Consider the following 26,138-nt stretch of genomic DNA (forward strand, 5'->3'; position numbering starts at 1 on the left):
CCAATTTATTCAATCAGGGCAGACCGCATGGCTAGAACGTTCGAACTGGAAACGCTCAAAATGCGCCTCAGCGATGTCGAGTTTCAGCTGTTGGATCTGCACCAGCGGATTCAACGCGCATTGCGTGCATTGATCCTCGAAGGCGCCCTTGACCCAGGCTTGAAGCTGCCTGCGACTCGGGTCTTGGCCAAGTCACTGGGGATTGCCCGCGATACCGTTGAGAACGCCTATGTGCAACTGCACCGCGACGGTTTTATCGTGCGGCGCGAGGGGGCTGGCAGTTATGTCTGTGAAACGCTGGGTACCGAATTGCGCGGCGCAGCCCGCCGACGCATCAAGGCGCAAGAAGTCAAAAGCAACCAGGCGGCACCGGGGGCTGGATTGAGCCAGCGGGGGCGGATGATCTTCGACAGTGGCGGCGTGACCGATCAGCAGGTGATCAAGGCGTTTGCGACCGGCCTGCCGGAAACCCGCACTTTCCCCACCGATGTCTGGGAGCGCCTGCAACGCCAGGTGATGAAGGACTATCGCGCCAACGTGCTGTTGCACGGCGACCCGCAAGGTGCCGAGCCGCTGCGCAAGGCCATCGCCACCTACTTGAACCTCGAGCGTGGGGCCAAGTGCTCCGCCGACCAGATCCTGGTGCTGAGCAGCACTCGCCAAGCCCTCTTTCTGTGTGCGCAGTTGTTGGTGGACGCCGGCAAACCGATCCTGCTGGAAAACCCGGGTTATTTTGGTGCCAGGAAAGCCTTCGAAACCGCCGAGACCAAGGTTCTGCCCATCGATGTCGATGAACTGGGCATACGCACCGACCTGCTGTACGCCGATCGCAGCGGCGCCAACTGCGTCTATGTCACGCCTTCTCATCAATACCCCACCGGCGCGACCTTGCCGCTGGAACGCCGGCTCGAACTGATCAACTGGGCCGCAGAGAAAGGCAAGTGGATCCTGGAAGATGACTACGACAGCGAGTTTCATTACGACGGACAGCCGACCGCCTGCGTGCAGGGCCTCGACAAGTACCAGCGCACTCTCTACCTCGGCACCTTCAGCAAGACCCTCTACCCCGGGTTGCGAATGGGCTACATGGTCTTGCCCCACGAGTTGATCAAAGCCTTCACCTACGCGCGCAGCATGATGGACGGCCATACGCCCCAAATCCTGCAACTGACCCTGGCGCGCTTTATGGAAGACGGCCATTACAACGCCCATGTCCGGGCCATGCGCAAGCTCTATGCCGGGCGCCGAACCATCATGCTCGACGCCATTGGGAAGCATTTGGACGGCATCGTTACCGCCTTGCGCCCCCAGGGCGGGTTGCAAATTCCCTGCCTGCTGCATGATGGCTGGTCGGAGGAAAAAACCATCCGCCAGGCAGCCGGCGTGGGCGTGCAGCTTTCCGGCCTCAGCCGGTTGTACGCCGGCGATCAGAAGAAACAAGGTTGGCTATTGGGTTACTCGTCCTTGACCGCTTATGAAATCGAAGCCGCCATGCTGCGCCTGGCCAATGCGCTGAAAACCAGGTAGAGCAGCGTCAAGCGGCCAGTGGCCCAAGGCATGGAGTCAGCATCACCCCTTGGTCAGATCAACCAACGGCGTCTGCCGCACCTCAGTCTCCCGCCCACCCTGAATATCGCTCACCCGCTTCAACGCCTTATCCACAGCCGCCTTATCCGCCAACAAGCTGTAGCTGATCCCAAACTGCTTCTGTTCCTTCGGCCCAATCGTCGGCACCAGGTTCAGAGGCCGCTGATACCGGCGGTTGTAGGAAAAACTCGTCCCCGGCTCCAGCCCCGTGACATAGCCCTGGCCTTGGGTATCGGTGTTTTTCCACAGGGAGAACACGGGCAGTGTTTGAGTATTGAAGCCGACCGAGACACCCAGGCTACCGGCCTTGTTATGCAGCACGGTCAACGTATCGCCCTTGGCATCGGCATACGGCACCACGTTGTAAACCGTTTCGTCGTAGTCCTTGGTCGGTGCGCGGTAAGTTTGCCAGTCCGGCAAGTCGCCTTTGGCCTTGTCGTTGAACGGCGATACCTGTTTCACCGGCGCGGCGAAGCGGGCGCCCTGCTCCAGGAACGGGGTGCTGAAGTTGCTGTGATACAGCGCCTGGTATTCCTTCGGATAGTCGCCATTGTTGGTCAGGGTGTCATTGAGGGCGAACGCTACGCTGCCAGGTTCGGTGACCAGTTCGGTCGCGACGGAGAAGTCGACTTTCTTGAACGCCTGTTCTTTCAGCTCGCCGCGCAGGGTGATGGCGTACGGCGGTTTTTCATCGATGTGCAGGGTGACTTTATTGGCGGGGATATTGGCTGCCCGACCGTGCAGGGTCAGCAGTTCGCCGTTGTCGATGCCGGGGTGGCCGACCCATTCGTAGCCGCAGCGGGTGACCAGTTCGTTGAAACCTTCCAGCCAGCCCAGGCCACCGCGGCCGTTGAGTTCGATGAAGGATGGATTAACCACTTCCTTGACCGGCGAATCCCAGCCCATGCGCACATCGCCGACCGAGGCCTGCAGGACGTTCATGCCGCGAGTCGGCACCACCGAGAGTTTCATCGTGCCGTTATCGATGTCGACGATGCTGACCCCCTCCTGCCGCCCACCATGCAAAGTGCGCAGGGTCACACTGAAGGGTTTGTCGGTTTTTACACCGAGTTGCTGGCTGGTGATCTGCCAGTTCTGGGCGGCTTTGTCGGTGTCGAGCAGGACGTAGTCCCAAGCCATGGCTTGGGAAGCAGCGGACAGTGCGCTGAGGGCAACGAAGAGTTTGAGCGGGGTCATGGCAGCAGCCTTTCTTGGAGTTGTGCCAATTTTATAGACTTGAAGAAACGTTTCAGCAAGCATAAAAATCGAGACACTGGTGCTAAATGCCAAGGAAGACGACTAGAGAGGAATTGATCCGCAGATTTGGGACAAATCCTTGAATTGAGGTCGATCCCTTCGCGAGCAAGCCCGCTCCCACATTTGATCTCGGGTGTTCACACATACTGTGTTCACCGCAGATCTACTGTGGGAGCGGGCTTGCTCGCGAAGGGATTTCAGAGGCGACTCAACGAAACCGGTCAACCTCATGCCGCAAGTCCGCCGCGAGCTTCTCCAGCTCTTTGGCAGTCACAGCCAGGTTGGACACCACTTCGCGCTGCTCACTGTTCGCCAAAGCGATGCTTTGCAGATTGCTGCTGAGCAAGGTCGCGGTGCTGCTTTGTTCCTGGGTCGCGGTGGTGATGGCGGCGAATTGCTGACCAGCCGAACGGCTTTGTTCATCGATCCGTGCCAGCGCCGAGGCGACGTTGGCGTTGCGCGACAGGCCTTCCTGCATCAGCACGTTGCCCTGCTCCATGGTGCTGATGGCATTGCCGGTTTCCTGCTGGATGCTTTGGATCATCCCGGAAATTTCGTCTGTGGCCTGGCGGGTACGTGAAGCCAGGTTGCGCACCTCATCGGCCACCACCGCAAATCCGCGGCCCTGCTCACCGGCGCGGGCGGCTTCAATGGCGGCGTTGAGCGCCAGCAGGTTGGTTTGCTCGGCGATCGCGGTAATCACCCCGACAATGCCGCCGATTTCCTGGGAGCGCTGCCCCAAGGTATTGATCACCGTCGCGGTGCTGTTCAGAGCACCGGCGATTTGCTCCAGGGATGAGGACGCTTCGTCCATCGACGTACGACCGATCTGGGTTTGCTGTGCGTTTTCCTGCGCCAGTCGCTGGGTGTTGCCCATGTTGTCGGCAATGTTCAACGAGGTGGCGCTGAATTCTTCTACGGCGCCGGCCATGCTGGTGATTTCGCCAGACTGCTGCTCCATCCCTTCATAGGCGCCACCGGACAAACCGGATAACGCCTGGGCACGGCTATTGACCTCGCCCGAGGCTTTACGGATGTGCTCGACCATGGTCGACAGGGCCTGGCTCATCTGGTTGAAGGCGCGGGCAAGTTGGCCGATTTCGTCATTGCTCGACACGTTCAGGCGAACACTCAAATCACCGGCGCCCAAGGCTTCGGCCTGACGCACCAGATCACCCAGTGGCGCCAGTTTGCTGCGCAGCAACCAGACCGCCGAACCGACTGCCAGCAACATCGCCAGCAGGCTGCCGATCGCCAATTGAATGCCGACGCTCCAGGTCACCGCGCGGATTTCGGTTTTCGGCATGCTCGCCACCACCGACCACGGCCCGCCTTCGAACGGCACGGCAACACTGTAAAAATCTTGCGACGTGTCGCTCCAGAAGTCGCCTTTGCCCGGTGTCTTGGCCAGACCGACAATGCTCGGAACCGCCTGATCCAGCGCCTGTACACCGGCAATCGGCACCAGCCATTTGCCTTGTTCATCCAGCAACGCCAGGGAGCCGGTCTGGCCGATGCGGAAGCGTTTGAGGTTGGCGAACTGCGCGTTCTGCGCGTCGGTGTAATCGAATCCTACGTACAGCACGGCAATGATCTTACCGCTGCTGTCGCGTACGGGGGTGTACTGCGACATGTAGAAGCGTTCGAAAAGCAACGCTCGCCCCACATAACTCTGCCCCGCCATCAAACGGGCGTAAGCCGGGTTCGCGTGGTCGAGCAGCGTGCCAATGGCACGGCTGCCGTCTTGTTTGGTGACATTCGTGCTGACCCGAATGAACTCCTCACCACTGCGCACGAATACGGTCGCGACGCCTGCGGTCATCTGCTTGAACTCGTCGACTTCCGCAAAGTTGTTGTTCAACACTTCACTGCCCAAGTGCAGGCCCGGGGTCTGCACGCCCGCCACGGTCACCGGCTCATCCGGATGCACGCTCAAACCGGCGCTGAAGCGCTTCTCGAACAGGCCGGCCAGACGCTGGGTGCTTTCACGCAAAGTGCCGTGAAAGGTGCTCAACTGATCGGCAAGCAAGCGGGCCTCACTGGCCAGATGCTCTTCGCGGGTGGCGAGGTTCGCGGTGTCCAGCGAGCGCAGGGCGAACACGGTACTGCCACTGATGACAATCGCCAGAATCACGGCAAGCGCAAGACCCAGCTGTGAGGCAATCCGAGCACGAGGTTGAGACATGACAGCTCCTGACCCAGTGGCCGGATCATTCTGATCCCTTCGCACACTCGGCAAAATTTCTGATGGTGGGGAAAACATGGAACCTGCACGAAGGTCCTATCAGCAGATTTTCGGCGGCAAAGCTGAATACTTGAGTAATTAACGGGGATATGGCTCAAGGCCGCCATTGCGGCGGCTCCATCGATTCAGCCCAGACGTTCGACATCCGGTAATTCCATGGCCCGGACCTCGCCTTGCAGGAAATCGCTGAGGCGACGCAAACGTTCGCCGCCGGGGCGGGTTTTCGGCCAGACCAGGTAATAATTCTCACCACTGGCAACGGCCGTCGGCCACGGCAAACTCAGACGTCCCTGCGCAACATCCTCCGCCACCATCAGCAAATCGCCCATGGACACGCCGTAACCCCGGGCAGCGGCGATCATGCCCAGCTCCAGCGTGTCGAAGACCTGCCCGCCCTTGAGCGAGACTTGATCGGTCAGGCCCATACGCTCCAGCCAGTTGCGCCAGTCACGGCGGTCCGGCGTCGGGTGCAGCAACTCGGTACTGGCCAGGCGCGCAACGTCCCACGGTTGATCCTTCAGAAGATTCGGCGCGCCCACCGGAATCAGCTCTTCGGGGAACAGGAAAGTCGCCTCCCAGTCCGGAGGAAAATGCCCGTTGCTGAGGATGACGGCGCAGTCGAAGGGTTCATGGTTGAAGTCCACCGTATCGATGTCCATCCAGGCGCTGGTCAATTGCACCTCGTTCCCCGGTCGCAGGTGTCGAAAACGACTGAGCCGCGCCAACAGCCAGCGCATGGTCAGGGTCGATGGGGCTTTCATGCGCAAGATGTCGTCTTCGGCACGCAAGGTATTGCAGGCCCGCTCGAGGGCGGTGAAGCCTTCGCGAATGCCGGGCAGGATCAGCCGCGCCGATTCGGTCAGTTGCAGGTTGCGCCCGCTGCGATGAAACAGCCGACAGGCGAAATGCTCTTCGAGCGTACGAATGTGCCGACTGACCGCACTTTGCGTGATCGACAGTTCTTCGGCGGCGCGGGTAAACGAGCTATGCCGCGCCGCCGCTTCGAATGCTCGAAGGGCATACAAGGGGGGAAGACGACGAGACATCAAAAAAGCTCCTATAGCGCGATAGCACCAACTTATCAGAAACTCCCCAGCATGAGTTTTAATCATGCCACCCATCCTTTTTATCCCTTTGTGAAAACCCCGCAGAGCGCCGAGAATCGACGCTTCCTGTTCTCTCTGACAATCGAGCGTGATGATCATGCAGCATCCAGCGCGTAGTGAACTCTGGGCCATCCTGCGGCTGGCGGGGCCGTTGATTGCCTCGCAGTTGGCGCACATGTTGATGGTCCTCACCGACACGTTGATGATGGCGCGCCTGAGCCCTGAAGCACTGGCCGGTGGCGGTCTCGGTGCGGCGACGTATTCGTTCGTGTCGATTTTCTGCATCGGCGTGATCGCCGCCGTCGGCACCCTGGTCGCGATCCGTCAGGGCGCGGGTGACATCATCGGCGCAGCGCGGCTGACCCAGGCCGGGTTGTGGCTGGCCTGGTTAATGGCGCTGGTGGCGGGTTTGCTGCTGTGGAACCTCAAACCGGTGTTGCTGCTGTTCGGCCAGACCGAAACCAACGTTCAGGCTGCCGGCCAGTTTCTGTTGATCCTGCCGTTCGCCCTGCCCGGCTACCTGAGCTTCATGGCGCTGCGTGGTTTCACCAGCGCCATCGGCCGGGCGACACCGGTGATGGTCATCAGCCTCGCCGGCACCGTGGCCAACTTCCTGCTCAACTATGCGTTGATCACCGGCATGTTCGGCCTACCGAAAATGGGTCTGGTGGGCATCGGTCTGGTCACGGCGATCGTTGCCAACCTGATGGCGCTGGCGCTCGCGCTGCATATTCGTCGGCATCCGGCCTACGACGCGTATCCATTGCGCCAGGGTCTGTCGCGGCCCAACCGTCAGTACTTGAAGGAACTGTGGCGCCTGGGCCTGCCGATTGGCGGCACCTATGCGGTGGAAGTCGGTCTATTCGCCTTCGCCGCGCTGTGCATGGGCACCATGGGCAGTACGCAACTGGCGGCGCACCAGATCGCCCTGCAAATCGTCTCGGTGGCGTTCATGATTCCGGCGGGGCTTTCCTACGCGATCACCATGCGCATCGGCCAACATTACGGCGCCGGGCAATTGCTTGATGCGCGGCTGGCCGGACGGGTCGGGATCGCCTTTGGTGCGGCGGCAATGCTGGGTTTTGCGATGGTCTTCTGGCTGCTGCCGCATCAGTTGATCGGCTTGTTCCTGGACCACAACGACCCGGCGTTCCGCGAAGTCATCAACCTGGCCGTAAGCCTGTTGGCGGTGGCGGCATGGTTCGAGCTGTTTGACGGCACACAAACCATCGCCATGGGCTGCATTCGCGGACTCAAGGATGCCAAGACCACATTCCTGGTGGGTTTGGGTTGCTATTGGCTGATCGGCGCACCCGCCGCCTGGTGGATGGCCTTCCATTTGAATTGGGGGCCAACGGGGGTCTGGTGGGGTCTGGCGCTGGGGCTGGCGTGTGCGGCGGTGAGCCTGACGCTGGCGTTTGAGTGGAAGATGAAGCGGATGATTCGGCGTGAGCCGTCGTCAGGGGCGAGTTTCCAAATCGCCCAGCCAGATTGAGATCCCCTGTGGGAGCGGGCTTGCTCGCGAAAGCGGTGTGTCAGTCGACATCTACGTTGACTGATACACCGCTTTCGCGAGCAAGCCCGCTCCCACATTTGTCCGTGTTTAAACCACGACTTCCAGTGCAGGCTGCTGACTGCTGCCGAACGTCAGGTACTCAACCAGTTCCGCCAACGGCAACGGCTTGCTGATCAGGTACCCCTGCACTTGATCGCAACCAAAGCCGCGCAACAAATCCAGCTGCTCTGGTGTTTCCACGCCTTCGGCGACCACTTCGAGGTTGAGGTTGTGTGCCAGGTTGATCATCGCGTGCACCAGTTTGCGATTCTCTTCCCGCTCTTCCATGCCGCCGACAAAGCTCTTGTCGACCTTCAACAACGCAATCGGCAGGCTGTTGAGGTGCACGAACGAAGAGAATCCGGTGCCGAAATCGTCCAGCGAGAAGCGCACGCCCAAACGCCCGAGGGCGTCCATGGTCTGCTTGACCAGATCGCTGCGACGCATCACCGCGGTTTCGGTCAGTTCGAATTCCAGCCATTGCGCCTCGACGCCTCGCTCGGCAATCAGCCGGCTCAGGGTCGACAGCAACTGGCTGTCCTGAAACTGCCGGAACGACAGGTTGATTGCCATGTGCAACGCCGGCAAACCTCGTTCGCGCAACGCCTGCATGTCCCGCAGGGCCCGGGAAATCACCCAGTAACCCAGCGGCACGATCAAGCCGCTTTGCTCGGCCAATGGCACGAATTCGCTGGGGGGCAACAAGCCGCGTTCGCCATGACGCCAGCGAACCAACGCTTCGAGGCCGACGATCTGGCCGTCCTCAAGGTTCAGACGAGGCTGGTAATGCAACTCCAGCTCATCGCGGCGCAAGGCCCGGCGCAGCTCGCTTTCAAGGTCGGCGATGCTGCGGGCATTGCGATTGATCCGTTCGTTGAAGATGTGAAAGGTGCAGCCCTGAGTGCTCTTGGCCTGTTGCATGGCGATATGCGCGTGCCACATCAATGGGTCGGCGCCGGCCTGCGCTCGTGCGTGAGCGATGCCGAGGCTGGAACCGATCAACAGGCTTTCGCCGTCGATCCAATAGGGTTCGGACAGGGCTTCGGTAATGCGTTCGGCCATCCATTCGGCGCGCTGAGGGGCGCGGCGGGTGTCGATCAGCAGGGCAAATTCATCGCTACCCAGCCGCGCCAGTTGATCGCTGGCCTCCAGTTGGCTTTTCAGCCGCGAGACCACTTGCAGGATCAGCCGATCGCCAGCCTGATGGCCGAGCGCGTCGTTGGCGTGTCGAAAATTGTCGAGGTCGAGGTGGCCGAGGGCCAGGCCCCGACCATCGTTGTCGGCCAGGCGCGCCGCCAGCAAGGTCTGGAAACCCTGACGGTTGGCGATACCGGTCAACGGGTCCTGCTCGGCCAGGCGCTGCAAGGTGTTTTCCAGCACGCCGCGCTCACGCACATGACGCAGGCAGCGGCGCAGCATGCCGGGATCCAGCAGATTGCGCACCAGCCAGTCGCTCACACCGTCGGGCGGCGCCAGCGGCTCGTGTTCGAGCAGCAACACCGTCGGCAGGTTGCAACGGCCGGGTGCTGGCTGCAGAGCGGGAATCGTCAACAACACCGCGCTGCGGTTGTCATCGAACAGGCTACTGACCGACTCCCAGCTCGGCGCGCTGAGCAGCACAGCCGAACTCCCCATCGGAGCCAGACACTCGCGCAACAACGCTGCCCACGCTGGCTCTTCGGCCAGTAACAGCAAACGCAAGGGTTCGACAGGCGTAGACAAGCTAGCTCCCTAGACTCTGCAAAGATGTAGGCGGCGGGCATTATGCCGCGCAGATAACCAATGACCAAATGACATCGGTTATCAAACACGGCTTTTGCGTCTTGAATACGAACATTAGACGCAAATTCACTACGCATCCTGCGTGAAAGTATCAAAACCGGCAAATAGAGATAGCGTGTTGCGTCACAAGTCGGAGAGAGCAGCACAATTCGCTGAGCCTGTTAAAATGCCGGCCCATTTCGCTAATGACTCCCTGATTTCGTATGTCCCGACTCAATCCCCGGCAGCAAGAAGCCGTGAGCTACGTCGGCGGCCCTCTTTTGGTGCTCGCCGGCGCAGGCTCCGGCAAGACCAGCGTGATCACCCGCAAAATTGCGCACCTGATCCAGAACTGTGGCATCCGCGCCCAATACATTGTCGCCATGACCTTTACCAACAAGGCCGCGCGCGAGATGAAGGAACGGGTCGGCACCCTGCTCAAGGGCGGTGAAGGCCGCGGCCTGACGGTCTGCACCTTCCACAACCTGGGCCTGAACATCATCCGCAAGGAACATGTGCGGCTGGGCTACAAACCGGGCTTCTCGATCTTCGACGAGACCGACGTCAAAGCCCTGATGACCGACATCATGCAGAAGGAATACTCGGGAGACGACGGCGTCGACGAGATCAAGAACATGATCGGCTCGTGGAAAAACGACCTGATCCTGCCGCCCGAAGCCCTGGAAAACGCACGCAATCCCAAGGAACAGACCGCCGCCATCGTCTACACCCACTACCAGCGCACGCTCAAGGCGTTCAACGCGGTGGACTTCGACGACCTGATCCTGCTGCCGGTAAAACTGTTCCAGGAACACGACGATATCCTGGAAAAATGGCAGAACAAGGTCCGCTACCTGCTGGTGGACGAATACCAGGACACTAACGCCAGCCAGTATTTGCTGGTGAAACTGCTGATCGGCAAACGCAACCAGTTCACCGTGGTGGGCGACGACGACCAGTCGATCTACGCCTGGCGCGGCGCCCGCCCGGAAAACCTGATGCTGCTCAAGGACGACTACCCGTCCCTGAAAGTGGTCATGCTCGAGCAAAACTATCGCTCCACCAGCCGCATCCTGCGCTGCGCCAACGTGCTGATCTCCAACAACCCCCACGAGTTCGAAAAGCAGCTGTGGAGTGAGATGGGCCACGGCGACGAAATCCGTGTGATCCGTTGCCGCAACGAAGACGCCGAAGCCGAGCGCGTGGCCGTGGAACTGCTGACCCTGCACCTGCGCACGGATCGGCCCTACAGCGATTTTGCGATCCTGTATCGCGGCAACTACCAGGCCAAGCTGATCGAGCTGAAGCTGCAGCACCACCAGATTCCGTATCGCCTGTCTGGCGGCAACAGCTTTTTCGGACGTCAGGAAGTGAAAGACCTGATGGCCTACTTCCGCCTGATCGTGAACCCGGACGACGACAACGCCTTCCTGCGGGTGATCAACGTCCCACGCCGGGAGATCGGTTCGACCACGCTGGAGAAGCTGGGCAACTACGCCACCGAGCGAAAAATCTCGATGTACGCTGCCACCGACGAAATCGGTTTGGGCGAGCATCTGGACACGCGCTTCACCGATCGCCTGTCACGCTTCAAGCGTTTCATGGACAAGGTCCGCGAGCAGTGCGCCGGCGAGGACCCGATCTCCGCCCTGCGCAGCATGGTCATGGACATCGACTACGAGAACTGGCTGCGCACCAACAGCTCCAGCGACAAGGCCGCCGATTACCGCATGGGTAACGTCTGGTTCCTGATCGAGGCGCTGAAGAACACCCTGGAGAAAGACGAAGAAGGCGAGATGACCGTCGAAGACGCCATCGGCAAACTCGTCCTGCGCGACATGCTGGAGCGTCAGCAGGAAGAGGAAGACGGCGCCGAAGGCGTGCAGATGATGACCTTGCACGCCTCCAAGGGTCTGGAGTTTCCCTACGTGTTCATCATGGGCATGGAAGAGGAAATCCTTCCGCACCGCTCCAGTATCGAAGCCGACACCATCGAAGAAGAACGCCGCCTGGCCTACGTCGGGATTACCCGAGCGCGTCAGACGTTGGCGTTCACCTTTGCTGCCAAGCGTAAGCAATACGGCGAGATCATCGACTGCGCGCCCAGCCGTTTCCTCGATGAACTGCCGCCGGACGACCTGGCCTGGGAAGGCAATGACGACACCCCGACCGAAGTCAAAGCGGTTCGCGGTAATACCGCATTGGCGGATATACGCGCGATGTTAAAGCGCTAGAATTGAGCACTTTTTAACCGCACACTTTTTACACGCCAGGCGCACATGGCGTCAGTAGAGGAAAGCTTCATGGAAGCACTGCACAAGAAAATTCGCGAAGAAGGCATCGTGCTTTCCGACCAGGTCCTGAAAGTCGACGCCTTTCTGAACCACCAGATCGACCCGGCCCTGATGAAGCTGATCGGCGACGAATTCGCCACGCTGTTCAAGGACTCGGGCATCACCAAGATCGTCACCATCGAAGCCTCGGGCATTGCCCCGGCAATCATGACCGGCCTGAACCTCGGCGTGCCAGTGATTTTCGCCCGCAAGCATCAGTCCCTGACCCTGACTGAAAACCTGCTGTCGGCGACCGTTTACTCGTTTACCAAGCAGACTGAAAGCACCGTGGCGATCTCCCCGCGCCACCTGACCAGCAGCGACCGTGTGCTGATCATCGACGACTTCCTGGCCAACGGTAAGGCCTCGCAAGCGCTGATCTCGATCATCAAACAGGCCGGCGCGACCGTGGCCGGTTTGGGTATCGTGATCGAGAAGTCGTTCCAGGGTGGTCGTGCGGAACTGGATGCCCAGGGTTATCGCGTTGAATCGTTGGCGCGGGTGCAGTCGCTGAAGGATGGCGTTGTAACCTTCATCGAATAAACCGCCACACCACATCTGCTGCCTGCTCGCTCCCACATTAAACCGCGTCCGCTTGGACAACTCGGTCAATTGTGGGAGAGAGCTCGCTCCGGGTGACGTTCCGGGATGACAATAACGCGACGATTCAGTGATTACTCGAACACCTCGGTTTCAAGCCTTTGGCAGGTCCATTCTGTAACCCGCCCCAGGCGCTCCTTCATGCATTGCTGCCTGAATGTCCGCATACAAGGCGTTCGCCTCAGCGGTAGTGATTGATCGCGAACAATCGCGCAGCACCACGCGTAAAAGCACATTTTCCTGGCCTGGCAGCAGCCCGAGCCGTTCAATTGCCTGCGCGGGTAAATCCGAGAACGCCCACCGCCCCTGAACTTGCATCTCCTCGATCCAGTCAGAGCAGTCGCCGGCTGCCTGCAACATTCTTTCGGTCAACACTTCCTCGCTCAGCCCCGGCGTTACCGCCAACGAAATGTCACGAGCAATAGACGGCATACGAGATACTGCGGTCCATGGATTCAGATCATACATCTGCGCCTGCACTCGCACATTCTGATCGCGTAGCAAGCGAATATCTGGAATACCTTTTCGCAACATCGTCAGACGATCCAGCCCCATCCCGAGCGCCAACCCTCCATGATGCAGCGGGTCAATGTTCAAGCGTTCCAACAAAGACCTCGCAATACGACCACACTCAAGTACCTCAACCGGAACCCCATCATTCAAGACATTTACTTCGATTCCGCCCTCTGTGTAGTGATGCGGACTATTGCTATGGACCCAACGTTTGTCAGGAACGGCGGACTTAAGTATATCGCCGACCAAACGCAACAGATGCTCGTGCGTTGCCAGTTCCGGATCTCCCAGCACCCAAATATCCATTTGATGCGGTTCCGCGCAATGCCAACGATCCCGACTATCACGACGGAAAGTAATACCTGGCGCTGCCAGCAATATCGTCTGTCCCGGCTGGCGCACCTGAGCCGCTCGCTGAAGCGCTACCGGGATCTGGCTGGTGGTTTGTGTTCGCAACAGCGAGTGCTCATCGACCCAACGGGTGTGTTCACTCCCCAGCGTAACCTCTGCCGGGTCATAACCGAGCAAACCGTAATTTTCCTCAGCAGACACAATCCTCGGCCCGGTTTGTAGTTGCGCTTGAGGCCAACCTTTTTCAGAGAGTCCTTTGAGGATTTCATTTAGCAGCAACCGAACGGCGTGATCGGGATCTTTTGTTTCGGTTAGATCATCCAATAATAGAGCCTGATGGACAGACGTATCTGTCAGATATTTCTTTGATGCGCGCACTATATAACCCTCGACCTACAGTTGAATATCGAGCCAGAAAAACAAGCCCATAAATAAACCTAACGACACAAGATCATCTACCACAACCCAAAAATGGCAAATACCAAAATTTCAGAACAAGACTACAGATACACCCCACACAAATAACCAAATTAAATCTTCGAGCCCCGCGCCAGATAAATTGATTCTAAAAAAACGCCCAACAAATCATTTAACACATCAAAAAATTCTGTATTAATTATTCCACTCCCAAGCAGTTCGGGGGGCAAAAACCAAAAAATGAAAAAGGATGATCAGATGAAAAATGAAAAAGTCGTCAAAGAAAAGCTTAACCGGATCACTTCTGGCCCGGATAATTTTGGGTGGGCACCGTTGGCTTGGGCTCACACCGAAGAATAAATAATACCAATGCGCGGCGAGTATTCTTGCCGCGCATTGAAAAAAGGAGGGTTTTATGTCGCCACCGAATATGATATCGACACTCTTCGGCCATGAGGAATTATCCATCATTGCAGATTCAGAGGACTTCCTCAGAGAATGTGCGCTATTAGGGTTCAATACGGCCAATATTTCTAAACTAAAGAAATTGCCAAAAAACAGTATTGTTTTTTCTTTTAGCAATGACGCTGCAAAAATGACGTTTGAACTAGCAAAAAACACAGAAAGCAAGAAAAGCATTTTCTGCGCAACTCAAGTGTTCGAACCCAGCGTAACTGCTGCACTCTATAGCCTCAAACTTTTGCTGAGCTGCAATTTTGAACATGCCTTATGCACACAACGATCCGTATTAAACATGCTCAACTCAAATGAGTTATTTCTCCTGTCTGGTAATGGTGCCGATGCGCAAGTCTCAGTTTTTCCGCACGCCCAACCTTACGCGCTACTTGCCGAAGACGTTTCTCACGACTTTGTTCAGTCTGTAGCAGATTTTTTTGAAGTTCATTACGCACACATGAACCCACAAGAGCCCTGTCCATTTTCTTTTAGCGGCACATTAAAAATCGCTGGAATATTGACAGTACTTAGAAAACCTAACCCGCTATTACCAGAGGGCTTGAAAACTTCCCTAAAATGGCTGAGCGACCGAATTGCGAAAGAAGGTGGATTATTATCAATTAAAGACAACACCATCACTTCACTGAAAATAAACAACGAGGAACATATAAAACTTCTGGATCTTGCGGCTGGCTTTCGTGGACTCAAGCTGACGGAGTTCGCCATTGGGGTAAACGATGCCATCGCACTAAAAATTGATTATAAAATAAACTCACAAATGAATGAAGGTATCAGCGGGGTTCACCTAGCTATTGGTGATGGGTCTTCCGGTTATCACATAGACTTCCTTAGTCCATCCGTGAACGTAAATCCAATACACTAGTCACCTGAGAAAATTAAAAATCTTCTGTCGCAACAACGCCTGCGCATGCGGCCCTATGGGGGAGTCGCTGAACACATCGCTATCACGAGCAAGGCCGCTCCCAAATTGGATGTTCGTCGGACACAGAATTTATATGCTCTGGAGATCCGAGTGGGAGCGAGCCTGCTCGCGATGAACGAATACACGTTTTTCCAGTGGCTACTTGTGCGCCTCAACCTTAAACATTATTCGTTTTACCGCCAGCTCCGCCAACATGATGATCTGTTGAATTGCCATGGTGTATGCCGGTGTACACTTTTAAACACTCACTTCGAGCTGGTTCCTATCGCGGGCAAGCCCGCAGTAGCCTTCAGGCCGGTCAGCAGTAACCGCTGAAACAAATCCTCTTTCAACCCCTCGGGGTTGGTCAGCTGCATCCTTTCCAGATGCACCGGAAACTCCGAAGCCGCTGGCGCATCCAGTGCAGCCTTGCCCAATTCCAGAATCTCGGTGAGCTTGAACTTGCTCTTCAACCAGTTCAGCGCCCGCAATAGATCCCGTTCCTCAGCGGTGAAATCACAGCCCAGCGGATATTCCGGAAACAGATTCGAATGCCGCGCCTGAATGGCCTGCAACCGCTGTGGGCTGTTGTCGGCGAAACGCGGATCGAGGCGAAAATGCTTCGGCATTTTGCCAACGTTCTGCGCCTGCTCGATCAGCCCCGGCTGGAAGCGTGAGTCGCTGATGTTCAGCAATGCTTCGATCACCGCCGCGTCGGTCTTGCCCCGCAAATCGGCGACGCCGTACTCGGTGACGACGATGTCCCGCAGATGCCGTGGGATCGTGCAATGGCCGTACTCCCAGACGATGTTCGAACTGACTTCACCGCCCGACTCGCGCCAACTGCGCAGCAGCAGTATCGAACGCGCGCCTTCCAGCGCATGGCCCTGGACGACGAAGTTGTATTGCCCGCCGACGCCGCTCAGCACCCGCCCGTCTTCGAGTTGATCGGCCACGCCGGCGCCGAGCAAGGTCATGGTGAAGACCGTGTTGATGAAGCGCGCATCAAGGCGCTGCAAGCGTTTGAGTTCCTCCTGACCGTAGAGCTCGTTGATGTAGCTGATGCGGGTCATGTTGAATTCGAGCCGCTTAGCCTGCGGCAACTCGCGCAAGCGCTCGTAGAAACTGCGCGGCCCGAGGAAAAATCCGCCATGCACCGAGATGCCGTCAGTCTGCGCGGCCTCGTCCAGCGTCCCGGCATTCGCCTGCTGCTGGGTCGCCACGTCCGGGTAGACTTTGCGCCGCACGATCCCGGCATCCGCTAATACCAGCAAGCCGTTGACGAACATTTCGCTGCAACCGTAAAGGCCCTTGGCGAACGGTTCGATACCCCCTTCGCGCTCAATCAACTGCGCCCATTGGCTGAGATTCAGATCCGCCAGCAACGCCTTGTAACCGTCACTGTCAGCCTGCCGCGCCAGCAACGCTGCCGTCAGGGCATCACCCATGGCGCCGATGCCGATCTGCAAGGTGCCGCCGTCGCGCACCAGCGTGCTGGCGTGCAGACCGATGAAATGATCCTGAAAACCCACCGGCATGTTCGGCGTGGAAAACAGCGTGGTGTTGTCCTTCGCGTCGATCAGCAGGTCGAAGGTGTCGATGCCGATTTCCGCATCGCCGGGCATGTACGGCAAATCGTTGTGTACCTGCCCCACCATCAGGATCGTTTCCCCCGCCGCCCGGCGCTTGGCAATCATCGGCAACAGGTCGAGGGTGATGTCCGGGTTGCAGCTCAGGCTCAGGCGATCGGGATGCTCGCTGTGGCTGGCGACCAGTTGCGCGATCAGGTTCAAGCCGGCGGCATTGATGTCCCGGGCGGCGTGGCTGTAATTGCTACTGACGTAATCCTGCTGGGCCGATGCGCTGTCAAGCAGGCTGCCCGGCTGCAGGAAGAATTGATTGACGTGAATGTTGGCCGGCAGGCTGTCGCGACGCAGGTCGGCGAGGAAATCCAGCTCCGGGTAGTCGCCGAACACCCGCTCGATGAAGGGTTCGAGGAAGCGCTTTTGCAAGCCATCGCCCAATGGCGGGCGTCCGAGGCACAGGGCGGTGTAAATCGTCAGTTGCCGCTCGGGCAGTTGCGCGATCCGTTGATACAGCGCGTTGACGAAGTGATTGGGCTTGCCCAGCCCCAGCGGCAATCCCATGTGGATATGCGCCGGCAACCGCGCCAGGACGTCATCGACCGCCTGTTCGATAGAACACAACTGCACCATCTGATCCTCCCGCCGTTCCATGAATTGGGGTTGGACCGAGCTTGCCGGGTCTTTGCTGCAAAGCATAGCCTCAGGGGAAAATCGCACGCACAAAAAAGCCGCTGGAAAGCGGCTTTTTCGTTGAAGACCGGCTTATTTCAAACCGGACATCTTCTGGATGGCGCCCTTGAGATCGCCATCAGAGCAATCGGCGCAAGTGCCTTTTGGCGGCATTGCGTTGAGGCCGGAGATTGCTTTCGCCAGCAAGCCGTCGAGGCCGCCTTCTTTCTTGGCGCGCTCGCCCCAGGCGGCGGCATCGCCGATTTTCGGCGCGCCCAACAGGCCGGTGCCGTGGCATGCGTTGCAATGTTTTGCAATCACTGAGTCAGGGGTTTTGGCATCACCACCACCCGCAGAAGCAGCGACTTCCATCCCCTTGCACTCTTTGCCCTGCACACAAACCTGGCCAACGGGCTCAAGACGTTTAGCAATATCGTCGTTGGTCGCAGCTTGTGCGCTGACTGCCCAAAGGGCCAATACGGTTGCTGGTGCGGCCAGCATTTTCATAATTAGGTTCACGCGTACACCCTCAATGGTGGCTAGTCACGCCCACGGCCACGGTTCGCAGGCGGGCGCAAGTATAGCGGTAAGCCCGTCACACTGAAACAACCCCAAAGTCGAAGGGGTCTTATCGTGGGAAGGAAATACAGCAGGGGCGTCTCCACAATCCGGGCAGGACGCCTCTTCTCTTAGAAATTCGCCGGGGTAGCTGCGCTGATTAGTCGCGCCGGAGCATCGAACGGATTACGGAAACGGTGTGGCTTGGTACTTTCAAAGTAGTAGCTGTCGCCGGCTTCGAGCACAAATGTTTCGAGCCCGACCACCAGTTCCAGCCGACCTTCCACCAGAATCCCGGTTTCCTCGCCCTCATGGGTGAGCATCTCCTCACCGGTGTCGGCGCCTGGCGGGTAGATTTCATTGAGGAACGCGATAGCCCGGCTCGGATGAGCCCGGCCGACCAGTTTCATGGTCACTGCACCATCGGAAATATCGATCAGCTCGTGGGCCTTGTAGACGATCTGAGTCGGGATTTCCTGCAGGATTTCTTCGGAAAAGAATTCGACCATGGACATGGGAATCCCGCCCAGTACCTTCCTCAGCGAACTGATCGAGGGGCTGACGCTGTTCTTCTCGATCATCGAAATGGTGCTGTTGGTAACACCCGCGCGTTTGGCGAGCTCACGCTGGGAAAGACCTTTGAGCTTACGGATCGATTGCAGTCGTTCACCGACGTCCAATGCTGGAGCCTCCAAGGGTTCAGGTTGTAGAAATATTGAGCGTTATCATGGCGACAGCGTTCAGTATTTACAACACTTGGGCCTGAATCCTGTTTGGCGAAGCGACTTTCGGTCGGGAACGTTTTTCGTCAGGCCCCGGAATAGAGCAGCGGCACTCGACGCAGGTTGCAGAAGATCTGGTAAGGAATCGTGCCCGCGGCCGTCGCGACGTCACTGGCGAGGATATTTTTGCCCCACAACTCGACGGGCGAGCCGAGGCCGGCTTGCGGCACGTCGGTCAGGTCGACGCAGAGCATGTCCATCGACACGCGGCCAATCAACTGGCTGCGCTGCCCGGCGACCATCACCGGCGTACCGGTCGGAGCCTGACGTGGATAGCCGTCGGCATAACCCATCGCCACCACGCCCACGCGCATCGGCTTGGGTGTGATGAATTTCGCGCCGTAACCAATCGGCTCGCCGGCCGGCAGTTCACGCACGCAAATCACTTTCGATTCCAGGGTCATCACCGGTTGCAGGCGGGACGCCACGGCATTGGCCTCTTCGAACGGCGTCGCGCCGTAAAGCATGATGCCCGGGCGCACCCAATCGCTGGGAATCTGCGGCCAACCGAGCACCGCCGGCGAATTACGCAGGCTGATTTCAGCCGACAACCCCTGACGCGCCGCCTCGAACACCGCAACCTGCTCGGCGCTAGCCTGGCAGTGCAGCTCATCGGCGCGAGCGAAGTGACTCATCAGCACGATCTTCGCCACTTTGCCGCTGGCCAGCAGCCGTTGATAGGCCGCCTGGTAATCCGCCGGGTGCAAGCCAACCCGATGCATGCCCGAGTCGAGCTTGAGCCATACCGTGATTGGTTTGCTCAGCGCGGCTTTTTCGATGGCCTCGAGCTGCCACAGTGAATGCACCACGCACCAGAAGTCATGCTCGACGATCAGCGACAGCTCATCGGCTTCGAAAAAACCTTCCAGCAGCAAAACTGGCGCACGAATGCCGGCGACGCGCAGTTCCAGCGCTTCTTCGATGCAGGCCACGGCAAACCCGTCCGCCTCGGCTTCCAGCGCCTGGGCGCAGCGCACTGCGCCATGGCCGTAGGCATCGGCCTTGATCACCGCAAGGGCCTTGGCCCCGGTGACTTCACGGGCGATCCGATAGTTGTGGCGCAGGGCTTGAAGGTCGATCAGGGCACGGGCTGGACGCATGGCGGCAGACTTCTAGTCGGTCATTGAAAAAAAACCGGCGCTGGCTGACAGCGTGAACCGCCAACAGCGCCGGGAGAGGGATCTTTCTGGCTGAGCGTTATGGCAGCGCGGCGACAACCGACAGCTCAACCAGGATTTGCGGTTCGCACAGCTTCGATTCAACAGTAGCGCGGGCCGGGGCGACGCCTTTTGGCAGCCACTGGTCCCACACCGAATTCATGCCTGCGAAGTGCGCGTCGATGTCTTTAAGGTAAATCGTTACCGACAGCAGGCGGTTCTTGTCGGTCCCGGCCAGATCCAGCAAACGCTCGATGTTGGCGAGGGTTTCACGGGTCTGCTGTTCAATCCCGGCGCTCATGTCATCGCCGACCTGCCCTGCCAGATACACCGTACTGTTGTGGACAACGATCTGGCTCATGCGCTCATTGGTGAGCTGGCGCTGGATTGACATGTTTTGCGGACTCCTTGAGTTTGTTGCCATAACGGGAAATATCGAGGCCTTCGGCGCTGATCTGCGGCGTTCTCTTCGCCATCAGGTCAGCCAGCAAACGACCGGAGCCACAGGCCATGGTCCAGCCGAGCGTGCCGTGGCCCGTATTCAGAAACAGATTTTTGAACGGCGTGGCGCCGACAATCGGGGTGCCGTCCGGAGTGGTCGGACGCAGGCCGGTCCAGAAGCTCGCCTGGGGCAGATCGCCGCCCTGAGGATAAAGGTCGTTGACGATCATCTCCAGGGTTTCGCGTCGACGCGGGTTCAACGACAGGTCAAAACCGGCAATTTCCGCCATGCCGCCGACGCGGATGCGGTTGTCGAAACGGGTGATCGCGACCTTGTAGGTCTCGTCGAGAATGGTCGACGTCGGGGCCATCGCCGGGTTGATGATCGGCACGGTCAGCGAGTAACCCTTGAGCGGATACACCGGAGCCCGGATGCCCAACGGCTTGAGCAATTGCGGCGAGTAGCTGCCGAGAGCGAGCACGTAGCGGTCGGCGGTTTCCAGCTTGCCGTCGATCCACACACCGTTGATGCGATCACCGGCGAAGTCGAGGCGCTGAATATCCTGGCCGAAACGGAATTCCACACCCAGTTTCGTGGCCATTTCGGCCAGGCGGGTGGTGAAGATCTGGCAGTCGCCGGTCTGGTCATTCGGCAGGCGCAACGCACCGGCGAGGATGTCGGTGACGCTGGCCAGGGCCGGTTCGACCCGGGCAATGCCGGCGCGGTCGAGCAGTTCGAACGGCACGCCGGACTCTTTCAGCACGGCGATGTCTTTGGCGGCGCCATCAAGCTGCGCCTGGGTGCGGAACAGCTGGGTAGTTCCCAGGCTGCGGCCTTCGTAGGCAATGCCGGTTTCGGCGCGCAATTCGTCGAGGCAGTCGCGGCTGTACTCGGACAGGCGCACCATGCGCTCCTTGTTCACCGCATAACGGCTGGCGGTGCAGTTGCGCAGCATCTGCGCCATCCACAGGTATTGATCGATGTCGGCGGTGGCCTTGATCGCCAATGGCGCGTGACGCTGCAACAGCCACTTGATGGCTTTGAGCGGCACGCCCGGCGCGGCCCACGGCGAGGCATAACCCGGCGAAACCTGCCCGGCGTTGGCGAAACTGGTTTCCATGGCCGGCGCTGGTTGGCGGTCGACAACCGTCACTTCAAAGCCAGCCCGTGCCAGATAATAGGCACTGGCGGTACCGATGACGCCGCTACCCAAGACCAGAACGCGCATTTTCATATCCCTCATCGCGGCTTACCGCTGACGTTTATTGTGCAGACCGAAGATGTGGGCAGTTTAAAAAAGTTTAGCCAGTGCTTTTCACTATATAAGTGCCTATATTTGGCGACAATTCTCGGCAAAAACCCTTTTCACGGAGGCGCATCCCCTATGCGAACCAACACTCAGACCAAACGTGAGCTGGACAAGATCGACCGCAACATCCTGCGGATCCTGCAAGCGGACGGGCGCATTTCCTTCACCGAGCTCGGGGAAAAGGTCGGCCTCTCCACCACGCCCTGTACCGAGCGGGTACGGCGACTGGAGCGCGAAGGGATCATTATGGGCTACAACGCCCGCCTGAATCCGCAGCACCTGAAGGGTAGCCTGCTGGTGTTCGTCGAGATCAGCCTCGACTACAAATCCGGCGATACTTTCGAAGAGTTCCGACGCGCGGTGCTGAAACTGCCCCACGTACTGGAATGCCATTTGGTGTCAGGGGATTTCGATTACCTGGTGAAAGCACGGATTTCCGAGATGGCCTCGTACCGCAAACTGCTGGGCGATATCCTGCTCAAGCTGCCGCATGTGCGCGAATCCAAGAGCTATATCGTGATGGAAGAAGTGAAAGAGAGCTTGAACCTGCCGATTCCGGATTGAGAGGTTGTCTCGGAGAAATGGGTGTCTGGGCGGGCGCTTTCGCGAGCAAGCCCGCTCCCACATTAGATCTTCAGTGGGGCAAAGATTTGTATACGGCAGGGATAAAATGTGGGAGCGGGCTTGCTCGCGAAGGCCGCGACTCGGTCTACCTGAAGCTTCGCAACAACTAAACCAAAACCTGCCGCGTCGAAGCCATGTACTCATGAATCTGCTTCTCGACCCGCGGATGGATCAGCTCCACCGGCCGTCTCCCGTTAGGGCATGGCAACGTTTTGGTGGTACCGAACAGCCGACAGATCAGCGGTCGTTCGTCATACACCGTGCAGCCATTGGGGCCCAGATGAACGCAATTGAGTTCATCCATCGCCGCATCCTGCTCTGCCCGGGTCTTGCGCGGCAGGCGGGACATTTCTTCGGGCGAGGTGGTCACCGGCCCACAGCAATCATGGCAGCCGGGCACGCACTCGAAAGAGGGAATCTGTTGGCGCAGCGTGCGAATTTTCTGACTGTTGCAACTCATCGAAGCGGTGACCGAATACAAAATAGACCGGGATTCTGACGCAAAAAACCCGATCCAGACAGCGCCAACCGACCGGTGTTGCCCGTGTCCGAAGCGGCGGCTTATGCTCCGTCAACTTTTTCAAACACATGCACCCAGGATGACCACATGAACGCCCCCGTTCAGCAACCTGCCTCGAGCCATCAACACGCGGCCTCTTATTACGCCGCCAGCAGCCTGCCGCAGCCCGATCTTGCGGTACTCACAGGTGAGCTGGTGGCGGACGTGTGCGTGGTGGGCGGCGGGTTCTCCGGGCTGAACACCGCCCTCGAACTGGCCGAACGCGGCTTCAGCGTGGTGCTGCTGGAAGCGCACAAGATCGGTTGGGGCGCCAGCGGACGCAATGGCGGGCAGTTGATTCGCGGTGTCGGCCATGGTCTCGACCAGTTCGCCAGCGTGATCGGTGCAGACGGTGTGCGTCAGATGAAACTGATGGGCCTGGAAGCGGTGGAAATCGTCCGACAGCGGATCGATCGCTTTCAGATCCCTTGCGACCTGACCTGGGGCTACTGCGACCTCGCCAACAAGGCTCACGAACTGGAAGGCTTCGCCGAAGACGCCATCGAGCTGCACAGCCTCGGTTACCGTTACGAAACCCGTCTGCTGCAAGCCCACGAAATGCATAGCGTGGTGGGTTCCGATCGCTACGTCGGCGGTTTGATCGACATGGGCTCCGGGCATCTGCACCCCTTGAACCTGGCACTCGGTGAAGCGGCAGCCGCCGGGCAATTGGGCGTGAAGCTGTTCGAACGATCGGCGGTGACCCGCATCGATTACGGCCCCGAGGTCAAAGTCCACACCGCCCAGGGCACAGTTCGCGCGAAGACGCTGGTACTGGGTTGCAACGCCTACCTCAACGATCTCAACCCGCAACTCGGCGGCAAGGTGCTGCCCGCGGGCAGTTACATCATCGCCACCGAGCCCTTGAGTGCGGAACAGGCTCACGCCTTGCTACCGCAAAACATGGCGGTCTGCGATCAACGGGTGGCGCTGGATTATTACCGACTCTCGGCGGATCGACGTTTGCTGTTCGGCGGCGCCTGTCATTATTCAGGGCGCGACCCGAAAGACATCACCGCGTACATGCGACCGAAGATGCTGGCGGTGTTCCCGCAACTGGCCGGGGTGAAAATCGACTATCAATGGGGCGGGATGATCGGTATCGGCGCCAATCGCCTGCCGCAGATCGGTCGGCTCAAGGAGCAGCCGAATGTGTATTACGCCCAGGCTTATTCCGGTCATGGGCTGAACGCCACACATCTGGCGGGCAAGTTGTTGGCTGAGGCTATCAGTGGTCAGCAGAGTGGTGGTTTCGATCTGTTTGCCAAGGTGCCCCATATCACCTTCCCGGGTGGCAAGCATTTGCGTTCTCCGCTGTTGGCGTTGGGGATGTTGTGGCATCGTTTCAAAGAGTTGGTCTGAAAGATTTTCGGCGTCTGTATCGACGCCTTCGCGGGCAAGCCTCGCTCCTACAGGGATGTTGTCGAGCGGCGATCCCGTAATCGACGCGAATCCGTGTAGGAGCGAGGCTTGCCCGCGAATGGATCTATAGACCGCCGCAATATTCAGATCCGCCAAAAAGGCTTAAGCCCCTCCTCCCGCGCCTGCTCACGACTCAACCCGACATCGTTGAGCTGCTCCGGTGTCAACGTCAGCAACGCCTTGCGCGTGTGCAGACGATGCCAGAACAGACCCCAGCGACCCAGGCCGGACGGCGCGTTGCGCATCACCGCCTCGCGTGCGCCGTTTTTTTGCCCTGCCGCCAGTTCCTGACTGTGTAACGTCAGCCGCACATCGCTCAAGCCGTTCATTTTCATTGCTCCTGTTTACTTGGGTAGCCAGAGCTTTCATGATGCGCGGACGGCGAAAAGCATTACAGATTCAACGATGGTGTATTAACTCCATACAGATTTTCTGTTTCTGCCTCTGAATCACATATTTTTGCCTCATCTGTACTGGTTAACCGAATCACTCACACCGAGACTGCGCCATGACCCTCTACGTCAATCTCGCCGAGTTGCTCGGCACGCGTATCGAACAAGGCTTCTATCGCCCCGGCGACCGGTTGCCCTCGGTGCGAGCGCTGAGTGTCGAACACGGGGTCAGCCTGAGCACGGTGCAGCAGGCCTATCGAGTGCTGGAAGATGTGGGTCTGGCGATGCCCAAACCCAAGTCCGGTTACTTCGTACCGGTGAGTCGCGAACTGCCGGAGCTGCCAGCGGTTGGCCGGCCGGCCCAACGGCCGGTGGATATTTCGCAATGGGATCAAGTGCTGGAACTGATCCGCGCCGTACCGCGCAAGGACGTCGTGCAGCTGGGTCGCGGCATGCCGGACATCACCACGCCGACCATGAAACCGCTGCTGCGCAACCTGGCGCGAATCAGCCGTCGGCAGGACATGCCCGGCCTGTATTACGACAACATCTATGGCACCCTTGAATTGCGCGAGCAGATCGCTCGCCTGATGCTCGACTCCGGTTGCCAGTTGGGCGCCAACGATCTGGTGATCACTACCGGTTGCCACGAAGCACTGTCCACCAGCATCCGCGCCATTTGCGAGCCGGGTGACATCGTGGCGGTGGATTCGCCGAGCTTTCACGGCGCCATGCAGACGCTTAAGGGCCTGGGCATGAAAGCCCTGGAAATCCCCACCGACCCGCTCACCGGCATCAGCCTCGATGCGTTGGAACTGGCGTTGGAGCAATGGCCGATCAAAGCCATACAGTTGACCCCCAACTGCAACAACCCATTGGGCTACATCATGCCGGAGGCGCGCAAACGTGCGCTGTTGACGCTCGCACAGCGTTTCGACGTGGCGATTATCGAAGACGATGTGTATGGCGAACTGGCCTACACCTACCCGCGCCCGCGCACAATCAAATCCTTCGACGAAGATGGCCGCGTCCTGCTCTGCAGTTCTTTTTCCAAGACCCTGGCACCAGGCCTGCGCATTGGTTGGGTCGCACCGGGCCGTTATCTGGAACGGGTGCTGCACATGAAGTACATCAGCACCGGCTCCACCGCGCCACAACCGCAAATTGCGATTGCCGAATTCCTCAAGGCCGGGCACTTCGAACCGCATTTGCGGAAGATGCGCACGCAATACCAGCGCAATCGCGACGCGATGATCGACTGGGTGACCCGCTACTTCCCCGCCGGTACCCGGGCCAGCCGTCCGCAAGGCAGCTTCATGCTGTGGGTCGAACTGCCGGAGGGCTTCGATACCCTGAAACTCAATCGGGCGCTGCATGATCAAGGCGTACAGATTGCAGTTGGCAGTATCTTTTCCGCCTCGGGCAAATACCGTAATTGCCTGCGGATGAACTACGCTGCCAAACCAACCCCGCAGATCGAAGAAGCGGTGCGCAAGGTCGGTGCGACAGCTATCAAATTGCTGGCTGAAGGCTGA

21 protein-coding genes are annotated in these 26,138 nt (G+C 58.7%); 8 read left to right on the forward strand and 13 right to left on the reverse strand.

The window, feature by feature from the left end:
- Window positions 1–27: 27 nt before the first annotated feature.
- Complete coding sequence (locus KW837_RS09925) at window positions 28–1,527, forward strand: PLP-dependent aminotransferase family protein (protein WP_218395422.1); 1,500 nt, start codon at window positions 28–30, stop codon at window positions 1,525–1,527.
- Between the two features lie 42 nt (window positions 1,528–1,569).
- On the opposite strand, the gene KW837_RS09930 is transcribed toward KW837_RS09925, so the two are convergent.
- The 3 genes from KW837_RS09930 to KW837_RS09940 all read right to left on the reverse strand — a co-directional run bounded on the left by KW837_RS09930 (window position 1,570) and on the right by KW837_RS09940 (window position 6,135).
- A complete protein-coding gene (locus tag KW837_RS09930) occupies window positions 1,570–2,784 on the reverse strand; it encodes an aldose 1-epimerase family protein (protein ID WP_218395424.1) in 1,215 nt (404 codons plus the stop codon).
- Window positions 2,785–3,052: 268 nt separating this feature from the next.
- Window positions 3,053–5,029, reverse strand: a complete 1,977-nt coding sequence (locus tag KW837_RS09935) for a methyl-accepting chemotaxis protein (protein ID WP_218395426.1) — start codon at window positions 5,027–5,029, stop codon at window positions 3,053–3,055.
- A gap of 185 nt (window positions 5,030–5,214) precedes the next feature.
- Window positions 5,215–6,135: a LysR substrate-binding domain-containing protein gene (locus KW837_RS09940; protein WP_007894759.1), complete on the reverse strand. Its 921-nt coding sequence runs from the start codon at window positions 6,133–6,135 to the stop codon at window positions 5,215–5,217.
- A 157-nt stretch (window positions 6,136–6,292) separates the two neighbouring features.
- Here KW837_RS09940 and KW837_RS09945 point away from each other — a divergent pair, with 157 nt between their 5' ends.
- Window positions 6,293–7,690: a NorM family multidrug efflux MATE transporter gene (locus KW837_RS09945; protein ID WP_192345038.1), complete on the forward strand. Its 1,398-nt coding sequence runs from the start codon at window positions 6,293–6,295 to the stop codon at window positions 7,688–7,690.
- A gap of 108 nt (window positions 7,691–7,798) precedes the next feature.
- Here KW837_RS09945 and KW837_RS09950 read toward each other — a convergent pair whose 3' ends face one another.
- Entirely contained in the window at window positions 7,799–9,472 is a 1,674-nt protein-coding gene (locus KW837_RS09950) for a bifunctional diguanylate cyclase/phosphodiesterase (protein ID WP_218395428.1), read from the reverse strand.
- A gap of 263 nt (window positions 9,473–9,735) precedes the next feature.
- Between KW837_RS09950 and rep the strand changes: the two genes are divergently transcribed.
- Window positions 9,736–11,745, forward strand: a complete 2,010-nt coding sequence (gene rep / locus KW837_RS09955) for a DNA helicase Rep (RefSeq protein ID WP_123499489.1) — start codon at window positions 9,736–9,738, stop codon at window positions 11,743–11,745.
- 69 nt (window positions 11,746–11,814) lie between these two features.
- On the forward strand, window positions 11,815–12,387 hold the full coding sequence (locus KW837_RS09960) for a xanthine phosphoribosyltransferase (RefSeq protein ID WP_007934646.1): 573 nt from the start codon (window positions 11,815–11,817) through the stop codon (window positions 12,385–12,387).
- 150 nt (window positions 12,388–12,537) lie between these two features.
- Here KW837_RS09960 and KW837_RS09965 read toward each other — a convergent pair whose 3' ends face one another.
- On the reverse strand, window positions 12,538–13,686 hold the full coding sequence (locus tag KW837_RS09965) for a hypothetical protein (protein WP_218395430.1): 1,149 nt from the start codon (window positions 13,684–13,686) through the stop codon (window positions 12,538–12,540).
- Window positions 13,687–14,140: 454 nt separating this feature from the next.
- Here KW837_RS09965 and KW837_RS09970 point away from each other — a divergent pair, with 454 nt between their 5' ends.
- The gene (locus KW837_RS09970; RefSeq protein WP_218395432.1) at window positions 14,141–15,064 is read left to right on the forward strand and encodes a hypothetical protein; all 924 of its coding nucleotides are present in this window, start codon (window positions 14,141–14,143) and stop codon (window positions 15,062–15,064) included.
- A 305-nt stretch (window positions 15,065–15,369) separates the two neighbouring features.
- Here the strand turns inward: KW837_RS09970 and KW837_RS09975 are convergent, their stop codons facing one another.
- From KW837_RS09975 to dadA, 6 genes are all read right to left on the reverse strand, one after another.
- Window positions 15,370–17,319: an acetyl-CoA hydrolase/transferase C-terminal domain-containing protein gene (locus tag KW837_RS09975; protein ID WP_218395434.1), complete on the reverse strand. Its 1,950-nt coding sequence runs from the start codon at window positions 17,317–17,319 to the stop codon at window positions 15,370–15,372.
- Between the two features lie 132 nt (window positions 17,320–17,451).
- Complete coding sequence (locus KW837_RS09980) at window positions 17,452–17,865, reverse strand: cytochrome c5 family protein (protein WP_305729663.1); 414 nt, start codon at window positions 17,863–17,865, stop codon at window positions 17,452–17,454.
- A 182-nt stretch (window positions 17,866–18,047) separates the two neighbouring features.
- Window positions 18,048–18,596, reverse strand: a complete 549-nt coding sequence (locus KW837_RS09985; RefSeq protein ID WP_008073360.1) for a cupin domain-containing protein — start codon at window positions 18,594–18,596, stop codon at window positions 18,048–18,050.
- A 128-nt stretch (window positions 18,597–18,724) separates the two neighbouring features.
- The gene (alr, locus tag KW837_RS09990; protein WP_218395436.1) at window positions 18,725–19,798 is read right to left on the reverse strand and encodes an alanine racemase; all 1,074 of its coding nucleotides are present in this window, start codon (window positions 19,796–19,798) and stop codon (window positions 18,725–18,727) included.
- A 97-nt stretch (window positions 19,799–19,895) separates the two neighbouring features.
- Window positions 19,896–20,249, reverse strand: coding sequence for a RidA family protein (locus KW837_RS09995; RefSeq protein WP_007894740.1), 354 nt, complete (start codon window positions 20,247–20,249; stop codon window positions 19,896–19,898).
- On the reverse strand, window positions 20,221–21,525 hold the full coding sequence (gene dadA, locus KW837_RS10000) for a D-amino acid dehydrogenase (protein WP_123499520.1): 1,305 nt from the start codon (window positions 21,523–21,525) through the stop codon (window positions 20,221–20,223). Before dadA ends, KW837_RS09995 begins: the two co-directional genes overlap by 29 nt.
- A gap of 156 nt (window positions 21,526–21,681) precedes the next feature.
- Between dadA and KW837_RS10005 the strand changes: the two genes are divergently transcribed.
- The gene (locus tag KW837_RS10005; protein ID WP_003206849.1) at window positions 21,682–22,170 is read left to right on the forward strand and encodes an Lrp/AsnC ligand binding domain-containing protein; all 489 of its coding nucleotides are present in this window, start codon (window positions 21,682–21,684) and stop codon (window positions 22,168–22,170) included.
- A gap of 166 nt (window positions 22,171–22,336) precedes the next feature.
- Here KW837_RS10005 and KW837_RS10010 read toward each other — a convergent pair whose 3' ends face one another.
- Window positions 22,337–22,690, reverse strand: a complete 354-nt coding sequence (locus KW837_RS10010) for a YkgJ family cysteine cluster protein (protein WP_007894729.1) — start codon at window positions 22,688–22,690, stop codon at window positions 22,337–22,339.
- A gap of 147 nt (window positions 22,691–22,837) precedes the next feature.
- Between KW837_RS10010 and KW837_RS10015 the strand changes: the two genes are divergently transcribed.
- Window positions 22,838–24,151, forward strand: coding sequence for an FAD-binding oxidoreductase (locus tag KW837_RS10015; protein WP_218395438.1), 1,314 nt, complete (start codon window positions 22,838–22,840; stop codon window positions 24,149–24,151).
- Window positions 24,152–24,294: 143 nt separating this feature from the next.
- On the opposite strand, the gene KW837_RS10020 is transcribed toward KW837_RS10015, so the two are convergent.
- The gene (locus KW837_RS10020; protein ID WP_218395440.1) at window positions 24,295–24,540 is read right to left on the reverse strand and encodes a DUF1127 domain-containing protein; all 246 of its coding nucleotides are present in this window, start codon (window positions 24,538–24,540) and stop codon (window positions 24,295–24,297) included.
- Window positions 24,541–24,719: 179 nt separating this feature from the next.
- Here KW837_RS10020 and KW837_RS10025 point away from each other — a divergent pair, with 179 nt between their 5' ends.
- Window positions 24,720–26,138 carry a PLP-dependent aminotransferase family protein gene (locus KW837_RS10025; protein ID WP_218395442.1) on the forward strand — a complete coding sequence of 473 codons (1,419 nt, stop codon included), beginning with the start codon at window positions 24,720–24,722 and terminating at the stop codon, window positions 26,136–26,138.

It is taken from the genome of Pseudomonas sp. PDM24, from assembly GCF_019218905.1.
Classification (GTDB): domain Bacteria; phylum Pseudomonadota; class Gammaproteobacteria; order Pseudomonadales; family Pseudomonadaceae; genus Aquipseudomonas.